The organism is Mycobacterium sp. (assembly GCF_035640695.1).
GTDB lineage: Bacteria > Actinomycetota > Actinomycetes > Mycobacteriales > Mycobacteriaceae > Mycobacterium.
The window spans coordinates 44,442-52,687 of record NZ_DASQVQ010000152.1 but is presented as its reverse complement, the minus strand read 5'-3'; the positions used below and the strand labels follow the sequence as shown (position 1 = coordinate 52,687).

Here is an 8,246-nt window from a genome sequence, read left to right as displayed (position 1 = left end):
CACCGAATACAGCTTGTCGGTCGACAACCTGTTCGTCTTCATCCTCATCATGGCCAGCTTCAACGTGCCGAAAAAGTACCAGCAGCAGGCGCTGATGGTCGGCATCGTGCTCGCGCTGGTCTTCCGTGGCGTGCTGATCGGACTGGGCGCGATCGCCATTCAACAGTTTTCGTGGATCTTCTACGTGTTCGGGCTGTTCCTGGTTTACATGGCGATCAATCTCGCCCGCGACACCGAACACCACGAAGCAGACAACACCGTGGTGCGGTTTGCCCGCAGCCACCTGCGCGCCACCGACCGGTGGGACGGTCTCAAGCTGTACATCAAACAAGGCTCCAACCGGTTGATGACGCCGATGTTCCTCGTCATCGTGGCGCTGGGAGCCACCGACCTGCTCTTTGCCTTGGACTCCATTCCCGCGATCTACGGGCTCACCCGCGAGCCCTACCTGGTGTTCACCGCCAACGTGTTCGCATTGATGGGTCTTCGGCAGCTTTACTTCCTGCTCGGCCGCCTGCTGCAGCGGCTGGTCTACCTCTCGCAAGGCCTGGCGTTCGTCTTGTTCTTCATCGGCGTCAAGCTTGTCCTGCACGCGCTGCACGAGAACCAGGTGCCGTTCATCAACAGTGGCGAGCACGTCGACGTCCCGCAGATCCCGACACTGCTCAGCCTCGCGGTCATCGTGGTCACCCTAGCCATCACCACCGCGGCCAGCCTTTACAAGACCCGCGCCGTCGACAAGACGCGCAAACCGATTCCGGCCGAGCGGAACTAGCGACCACAGACACGGCCGCCCGAATCCGCGATGGCCTACGTGCCGGTGTAGGTCGCCGGGTCCTGACCCCGAACCCGGGTGCCGTCGTTCAGCGCGTTCAGCGATCCCATCTCGTCGTCGGTCAATTCGAAGTCGAACACATCGACATTGCCGACGATCCGCTCCGGGGTCGCCGACTTGGGGATGACGACGTCACCAAGCTGCAGATTCCAGCGAATCAGCACCTGCGCTGGCGTCTTGCCGTGGGCGTCCGCAACAGCCACCACGGCCGGATGGTCGAGCAGCTTGCCGAGGCCGAGCGGGCTGTAGGCCTCGGTCACAATTCCGTGTTTGGCGTGCAGTTCCCGCAGGCTGGCCTGATTCAGCAGCGGATGCAGCTCGATCTGGTTGACCGCCGGGGTGTGGTAGGTGAGTTCGACGATCGTGTTGATGTGGTCTTCCAGGAAGTTGGACACCCCGATCGACCGGACCTGCCCCTTCCCCTGCAGCACCAGAAGTGCGCCGTAGGTGTCGACGAACTTGCCGAGCTGCGCGGCGGGCCAGTGCACCAGGTACAGGTCCACGTAGTCCAGCCCGAGCCGCTCGAGGCTTTTGTGCAGCGCCTCCTGGGTGGTGGTGAAACCCTGGTCCGCGGTGGCCACCTTGGTCGTCACGAACAACTCCGACCGCGGAATGCCCGACACGGCGATCGCCCGACCGACGGCCGCCTCGTTGCCATAGGCGGCCGCGGTGTCGATCAGTCGGTAGCCGGCATCCAGCGCGGTCGCGACCGCGCGTTCGGCTTGATCGTCCGATATTTCGGCGACACCCAGGCCCACTGCGGGAATCGAGTGGCCGTCGTTGAGGGGGATCGTCGGAACAGCCGGCGTCGGCGTCATTTCACCTGCCCGTGAAGTTGAAACTGCGTGGATCGGGACCCAGTCGGGTGCCGTTCTCGAGCGAGGCTATCGACGCCATGTCGTCACCGCTCAGCTCGAAATCGAACACGTCGAAGTTGCTCACAATCCGTTCAGGATTCACCGACTTGGGGATCACGATGTTACCCAGCTGCAGATGCCACCGGATCAGGACCTGCGCCGGGGACTTGCCGTGCGCGTCGGCGATCCCGGTGATCGTCGGGTTTTGCAGCAGTGAACCCTGCCCCAGCGGGCTCCACGCCTCGGTCGCGATGCCGAGCTTTGCGTGCATTTCGCGCAGCTCGGTTTGCGGCAGCAGCGGGTGCAGTTCGATCTGGTTGACCGCGGGCACGATGCCCGTCGCGTCGATCAGCGTGGTCAGGTGTTCCGGCTCGAAATTCGACACCCCGATGGACTTGATCCTGCCGAGGTCGTGCAGTGCGGCGAAGGCGCGGAAGGTGTCGACGAACTCGCCGAGCGCCGGCACCGGCCAGTGGATCAGATACAGGTCGAGGTAGTTGTCCGGCTGGTTGACGCCGAGCCGCTCGGCGCTGTGTTCGAACGCCGCCATGGTGTTGTCGTAACCCTGGTCTGAGTTCCACAGCTTGGTGACGATGAACACGTCCTCCCGCGGCAGCCCGGAGTCCCTGACGGCCTTGCCGACCTCGCGCTCGTTGCCGTATCCCGCGGCCGTGTCGATGTGCCGGTAGCCGGCCGTCAGCGCCGCGGCGACGGCCCGCTCGGTGACTTCCGGCGGTGTCTGCCACGTGCCGAGCCCGACGCTCGGGATCGAATTGCGGTCATTGAGCGCGATCGTGGGTGCAGCCATGGCGACAAGTCTGCCAGCGGTCGACGGGCGCTCACCCGATAGAAGGTAGCCGACCCTTCCGGCTCGGCCGGAAGGGTTCACCTGCAAAGTGTTTGGATCGGACGCCGGCCGACATCGCCGTTGCTTTGCGACGTGCCGCGGGCGCCTGGCTACCGGTGAGGTCAGCGCGCACGGCCACGCCGGTAGGCTGTGGGCCGTGGCCGCCAACTCCAAACGTCCGGTTCGCTATGACCTGAAGAAGCAGGACCGCCGCCGCAATCTGCTCATCCAGCTCGGATTGACCGCGATCGTGGTGGTCTTCGCGGTGGGTCTGGTGCTCTACATCGTGCTCTCACACGACAAGAAGGTCGCCGCGGGCCAGGCGAAGGCGATCCGCGTCACGTCGAGCAAGCTGATCACCAAGCCCGGCAGCAGCGAACCCAAGGCCGTGCTGTCGATGTACGAGGACTTCCTGTGCCCGCACTGCGGCGAGTTCGAGAAGCAGTTCGGCGCGTCGATCAGCCAACTAATCGACACCGGCGCCGTCGCCGCCGACTACTACATGGTGGGCATCCTCGACTCACCGCGGAACAACAACTATTCGTCGCGCGCCGGTGCCGCGGCCTATTGCGTCGCCGACGTGTCGACCGACGCGTTCCGGCGATTCCACGCAGCACTGTTCGCAATGCAGCCCCCCGAGACCTCGCCTAGCTATCCCGACAATGCGCGGCTGATCGAGGTCGCTCGTCAGGCCGGGGCCGCGGGTAGCGTCTCCGACTGCATCAACAGCGGCAAGTACGTCCCGATGGTGCAGGGCATGGCCGAGGCCACCAAGATCACCGCGACGCCGACGATCAAGATCAACGGGCAGGACTTCCCGATCACCCAGCAGACGACACCCGACGTGCTGGTGGGCAAGATCAAATCGATTGTCGGCAATGTTCCCGGGCTCGACGCGCCGGCGCCGGCACCGGCGCCATGACCGCCGCGGGACCGGCGTCATGACCGCCGCGGGACCGGCGTTGGGCACTCCCACGCCGGAGTCGGCGGAGCCGCCCGACAGCCCCCAGGCGGCCGGCGGGCGCGCCCGGGTGCGGCCCGCGAGTGCGTGGTGGGTGCTCATCGCCGGCGTGGCCGGACTCGCCGCTTCGGTAACGCTGACCATCGACAAGATCAAGATTCTGATCGACCCGTCGTACCGGCCGTCGTGCAGCATCAACCCGGTGCTGTCCTGCGGGTCGGTGATGGTCACCCCGCAGGCGGAAGCATTTGGTTTTCCGAACCCGCTGATCGGCATCGTCTCGTTCACTGTGGTCGTGGTCACCGGTGTGCTCGCGGTCGCGAAGGTCGAGCTGCCGCGCTGGTATTGGGTGGGGCTGGCGATCGGAACACTGGCGGGCGCCGGGTTCGTTCACTGGCTGATCTTTCAGAGCCTCTACCGCATCGGCGCACTCTGCCCGTACTGCATGGTGGTCTGGGCGGTGACGATCCCGTTGCTCGTGGTGGTGTCGTCGATCGCGCTGCAACCGGTTCTTGACCGCGGGGTCCTGCGGGTGCTTTACCAATGGCGGTGGTCGATTACCGCGCTGTGGTTCACCACGCTAATTCTGCTCATCTTGGTGCGGTTCTGGAATTACTGGTCGACCCTTATCTAGTGATCTCAAAAGTCCTGGTCGCCAACCGCGGCGAGATTGCGATCCGCGCGTTCCGCGCCGCCTACGAATTGGGCATCACGACGGTGGCCGTCTATCCGTACGAGGACCGCAACTCCCAGCACCGGCTGAAGGCTGACGAGTCCTACCAGATCGGCGAGAAGGGCCACCCGGTGCGGGCCTACCTGTCGGTCGACGAGATCGTGTCGACCGCGCGCCGCGCCGGCGCCGACGCCATCTATCCCGGATACGGCTTCTTGTCCGAGAACCCCGAGCTGGCCTCCGCGTGCGCGGCTGCCGGCATCACGTTCATCGGACCCAACGCCGAAATCCTGAAGCTGACCGGCAACAAGTCCCGTGCCATCGCCGAGGCCCGCGCCGCCGGGCTGCCGGTGCTGAACTCCTCGCCGCCCTCGTCGACGGTGGACGAACTGCTCGCGGCGTCCGACACCATGCAGTTTCCGCTGTTCGTCAAGGCGGTGTCCGGCGGCGGCGGGCGCGGCATGCGCCGGGTCACCGACCCCGACTCGCTGCCAGAGGCGATCGAGGCCGCCAGTCGGGAGGCCGAGTCGGCGTTCGGGGACCCGATGGTCTATCTCGAGGAAGCGGTGCGCAACCCCCGCCACATCGAGGTGCAGATCCTGGCCGACACCCACGGCAACGTGATGCACCTGTTCGAGCGCGACTGCAGCCTGCAGCGCCGCCACCAGAAGGTGATCGAGCTGGCGCCCGCGCCCAACCTTCCCGCCGCGCTGCGCGAGCGGATCTGCGCCGACGCGGTCGCGTTCGCCCGGCACATCACCTACACCTACGCGGGCACCGTCGAGTTCCTGCTCGACGAGCGCGGCCACTACGTGTTCATCGAGATGAACCCGCGCATCCAGGTCGAGCACACGGTCACCGAGGAGATCACCGACGTCGACCTCGTCGCCAGCCAGATGCGCATCGCCGACGGCGAATCACTCGAGGATCTCGGGCTGCGGCAAGACGCACTGCAGGTGCGCGGCGCGGCGTTGCAGTGCCGGATCACCACCGAAGACCCGACCAATGGGTTCCGGCCGGACACCGGCCGCATCACCGGCTACCGGTCGGCCGGCGGTGCCGGCATCAGGTTGGACGGCGCGGCGAATCTGGGCGCCGAGATCAGCGCTCATTTCGACTCGATGCTGGTCAAGCTGACCTGCCGCGGGCGGGACTTTTCCGAGGCGGTGGCCCGGGCCCGTCGAGCGCTCGCGGAATTCCGCATTCGCGGGGTGTCGACGAACATCGGATTCCTGCTCGCGGTCGTCACCGACTCGGATTTCCGCGCCGGACGGATCAACACGTCGTTCATCGACGAACGCCCCTATCTGCTGACCGCCCGCACGCCGGCCGACCGCGGCACGAAAATCCTGAACTATCTGGCCGACGTCACCGTCAACCAGCCGCACGGCCCACGGCCGTCGGCGGTGTACCCGCACGACAAGCTGCCGCCCATCGACCTGTCGGCCCCGCCGCCGTCCGGGTCCAAACAGCGGCTGATGGAGCTGGGCCCGGAGGGCTTCGCCCGCTGGATGCGCGACGACAAGGCCGTCGGGGTCACCGACACCACCTTCCGCGACGCGCACCAGTCGCTGCTGGCCACCCGGCTGCGCAGCACCGGATTGCTGTCCGTGGCGCCGTACGTCGCGCGGATGACCTCGCAGCTGCTGTCCATCGAATGCTGGGGCGGCGCGACTTACGATGTGGCGCTTCGGTTCCTGAAGGAAGACCCGTGGGAGCGGCTGGCCGCATTGCGTGCGGCGGTGCCCAACATCTGCCTGCAGATGCTTTTGCGAGGCCGCAACACAGTCGGCTACACGCCGTACCCGGAACAGGTGACCAAGGCATTCATCGAAGAGGCAACCGCCACGGGCATCGACATCTACCGCATCTTCGATGCGCTCAACAACATCGAGTCGATGCGGCCCGCGATCGACGCGGTTCGCGAAACAGGAACGGCGATAGCCGAAGTGGCGATGAGCTACACCGGCGACCTGTCCGACCCGCAGGAAAACCTGTACACGCTCGATTATTACCTGAAGCTGGCCGAGCAGATCGTCGACGCCGGTGCGCACGTGCTCGCGATCAAGGACATGGCCGGGCTGCTGCGTGCCCCGGCAGCAACGGCATTGGTCGGCGCGCTCCGCAGCCGGTTCGACCTGCCCGTGCACGTGCACACTCACGACACGCCGGGAGGACAGCTGGCCACGTATCTGGCGGCCTGGCACGCCGGGGCGAACGCGGTCGACGGCGCGGCCGCGCCGCTCGCGGGCACGACCAGTCAGCCCGCGTTGTCGTCGATCGTCGCCGCCGCCGCGCACACCGAATACGACACCGGTCTTTCTCTCACCGCCGTATGCGATCTGGAGCCGTATTGGGAGGCGCTGCGAAAGGTTTACGCGCCGTTCGAATCCGGGGTGCCCGCGCCGACCGGCCGGGTGTACAGCCACGAGATCCCGGGCGGGCAGCTGTCCAATCTGCGTCAGCAGGCCATCGCGCTCGGGCTGGCTGACCGGTTCGAGGAGATCGAGACGAGTTACGCCGCAGCCAACCGTATCCTCGGCAGACTGGTCAAGGTGACGCCGTCATCAAAGGTGGTCGGCGATCTCGCGCTTGCGCTGGTCGGCGCTGGTGTCAGCGCCGACGAATTCGCCGCGGACCCCGCCCGGTTCGACATCCCCGATTCGGTGATCGGGTTCCTGCGCGGCGAGCTGGGCGATCCGCCCGGCGGCTGGCCGGAGCCGTTGCGCACCAAGGCACTTGACGGCCGTCCGCCGGCCAAGCCGCAGGGCGATCTCGGCCCGGACGACGAAGCAGCGCTCGAGATCCCGGGATCCAAGCGGCAAGCGACGCTCAATCGGCTGCTCTTCCCGGGTCCCACAAAGGAATTCGAAGCACACCGTGACCTCTACGGCGACACGTCGAGTCTGTCTGCCAACCAGTTCTTCTACGGCCTGCGACACGGTGAGGAGCACCGGGTGCGACTGGAACGCGGCGTCGAGCTGCTGATCGGGTTGGAGGCCGTCTCCGATCCCGACGAACGCGGCATGCGCACCGTGATGTGCATCCTCAACGGCCAGCTGCGCCCCGTGCTGGTCCGCGACCGCAGCGTGGCCAGTGCGGTGCCGACCGCCGAAAAGGCCGACCGCAACAATCCCGACCACATCGCCGCGCCGTTCGCCGGGGTCGTAACGGTCGGCGTCTCCGAGGGCGACGAGGTCGACGCGGGTCAGACCGTCGCGACCATCGAAGCCATGAAGATGGAAGCGGCGATCACCGTGCCCAAGGCGGGGAATGTTGTGCGCGTGGCGGTTTCGGAGACCGCTCAGGTCGAGGGCGGCGATCTGTTGATGGTGGTCGCCTGACCCGGATCATCGGCGGCAGCGCCGGTGGTCGACGAATCACGGTGCCGCCGAAGGGAACACGGCCGACCTCTGACCGGGTCCGTGAGGCATTGTTCAATCTGCTGGCCGCCCGAATGGACTTCGACGGAATGGCGGTGCTCGATCTGTACGCCGGCTCCGGTGCCTTGGGCCTGGAAGCGTTGTCGCGCGGAGCGGCCGACGTAACGTTCGTCGAGTCGGATTCGCGCGCCGCGGAGGCGATCCGGCGCAATGTCGACGCCCTCGGACTGACCGGGGCCACGGTGTTGACCCGACCGGTCGCCGTGGTGCTCAGGGGCGACGCCGAGCGCCCAGTCGACCTGGTGCTGGCCGACCCGCCGTACGACGTCGACACCGCGGAGGTCGAGCGGGTGCTCGACGCGTTGGCCGCCGGTGGTTTCACCAGGCAAGGCACCGTCGTGGTGGTCGAGCGCGGGGTCGCCGGCCCGCCGCTGAGGTGGCCACGGGACTGGAGCGCGTGGCGAACTCGCCGCTATGGCGATACCCGTCTGGAGATCGCCGATGCCGGTAATCGGCCCTGACTCAGGGCAGGTCGGGGATCCGCCGGGTGGTGTCGACGCTCGATAGCCATCATTGCGCCCCCGGGACCGGCGGCTTTAACCTCCCCGGGAAGGCCATCTCGCGAACGTGGCTGCGATGGTCGGTACCGCAGATTTCGGCCGCGCGTTCCCGACGAGTGCCCAGACACCA

General features: G+C 66.6%; 7 protein-coding genes. 5 read left to right on the top strand and 2 right to left on the bottom strand.

Features of this window, described 5'->3' with window-relative positions; all coding sequences use genetic code 11:
- The coding region (locus VE759_RS18225) for a TerC/Alx family metal homeostasis membrane protein (RefSeq protein ID WP_324934999.1) at nucleotides 1–775 on the top strand (775 nt) is incomplete at its 5' end.
- Nucleotides 776–810: 35 nt separating this feature from the next.
- Here VE759_RS18225 and VE759_RS18220 read toward each other — a convergent pair.
- Nucleotides 811–1,653, bottom strand: coding sequence for an aldo/keto reductase (locus VE759_RS18220; protein WP_324934998.1), 843 nt, complete (start codon nucleotides 1,651–1,653; stop codon nucleotides 811–813).
- Between the two features lies 1 nt (nucleotide 1,654).
- Nucleotides 1,655–2,500: an aldo/keto reductase gene (locus VE759_RS18215; protein WP_324934996.1), complete on the bottom strand. Its 846-nt coding sequence runs from the start codon at nucleotides 2,498–2,500 to the stop codon at nucleotides 1,655–1,657.
- 196 nt (nucleotides 2,501–2,696) lie between these two features.
- On the opposite strand from VE759_RS18215, the gene VE759_RS18210 reads away from it, so the two are divergent.
- Genes VE759_RS18210 through rsmD form a run of 4 tightly spaced genes read left to right on the top strand, consistent with a single transcriptional unit; the run spans nucleotide 2,697 to nucleotide 8,077 of the window.
- On the top strand, nucleotides 2,697–3,461 hold the full coding sequence (locus tag VE759_RS18210; RefSeq protein WP_324934995.1) for a DsbA family protein: 765 nt from the start codon (nucleotides 2,697–2,699) through the stop codon (nucleotides 3,459–3,461).
- 19 nt (nucleotides 3,462–3,480) lie between these two features.
- A complete protein-coding gene (locus VE759_RS18205; protein ID WP_324934993.1) occupies nucleotides 3,481–4,134 on the top strand; it encodes a vitamin K epoxide reductase family protein in 654 nt (217 codons plus the stop codon).
- Complete coding sequence (locus VE759_RS18200; RefSeq protein WP_324934991.1) at nucleotides 4,134–7,517, top strand: pyruvate carboxylase; 3,384 nt, start codon at nucleotides 4,134–4,136, stop codon at nucleotides 7,515–7,517. Before VE759_RS18205 ends, VE759_RS18200 begins: the two co-directional genes overlap by 1 nt.
- Nucleotides 7,514–8,077: a 16S rRNA (guanine(966)-N(2))-methyltransferase RsmD gene (rsmD, locus tag VE759_RS18195; protein ID WP_324935009.1), complete on the top strand. Its 564-nt coding sequence runs from the start codon at nucleotides 7,514–7,516 to the stop codon at nucleotides 8,075–8,077. The genes VE759_RS18200 and rsmD overlap by 4 nt, the downstream gene beginning before the upstream one ends.
- Nucleotides 8,078–8,246: the final 169 nt, after the last annotated feature.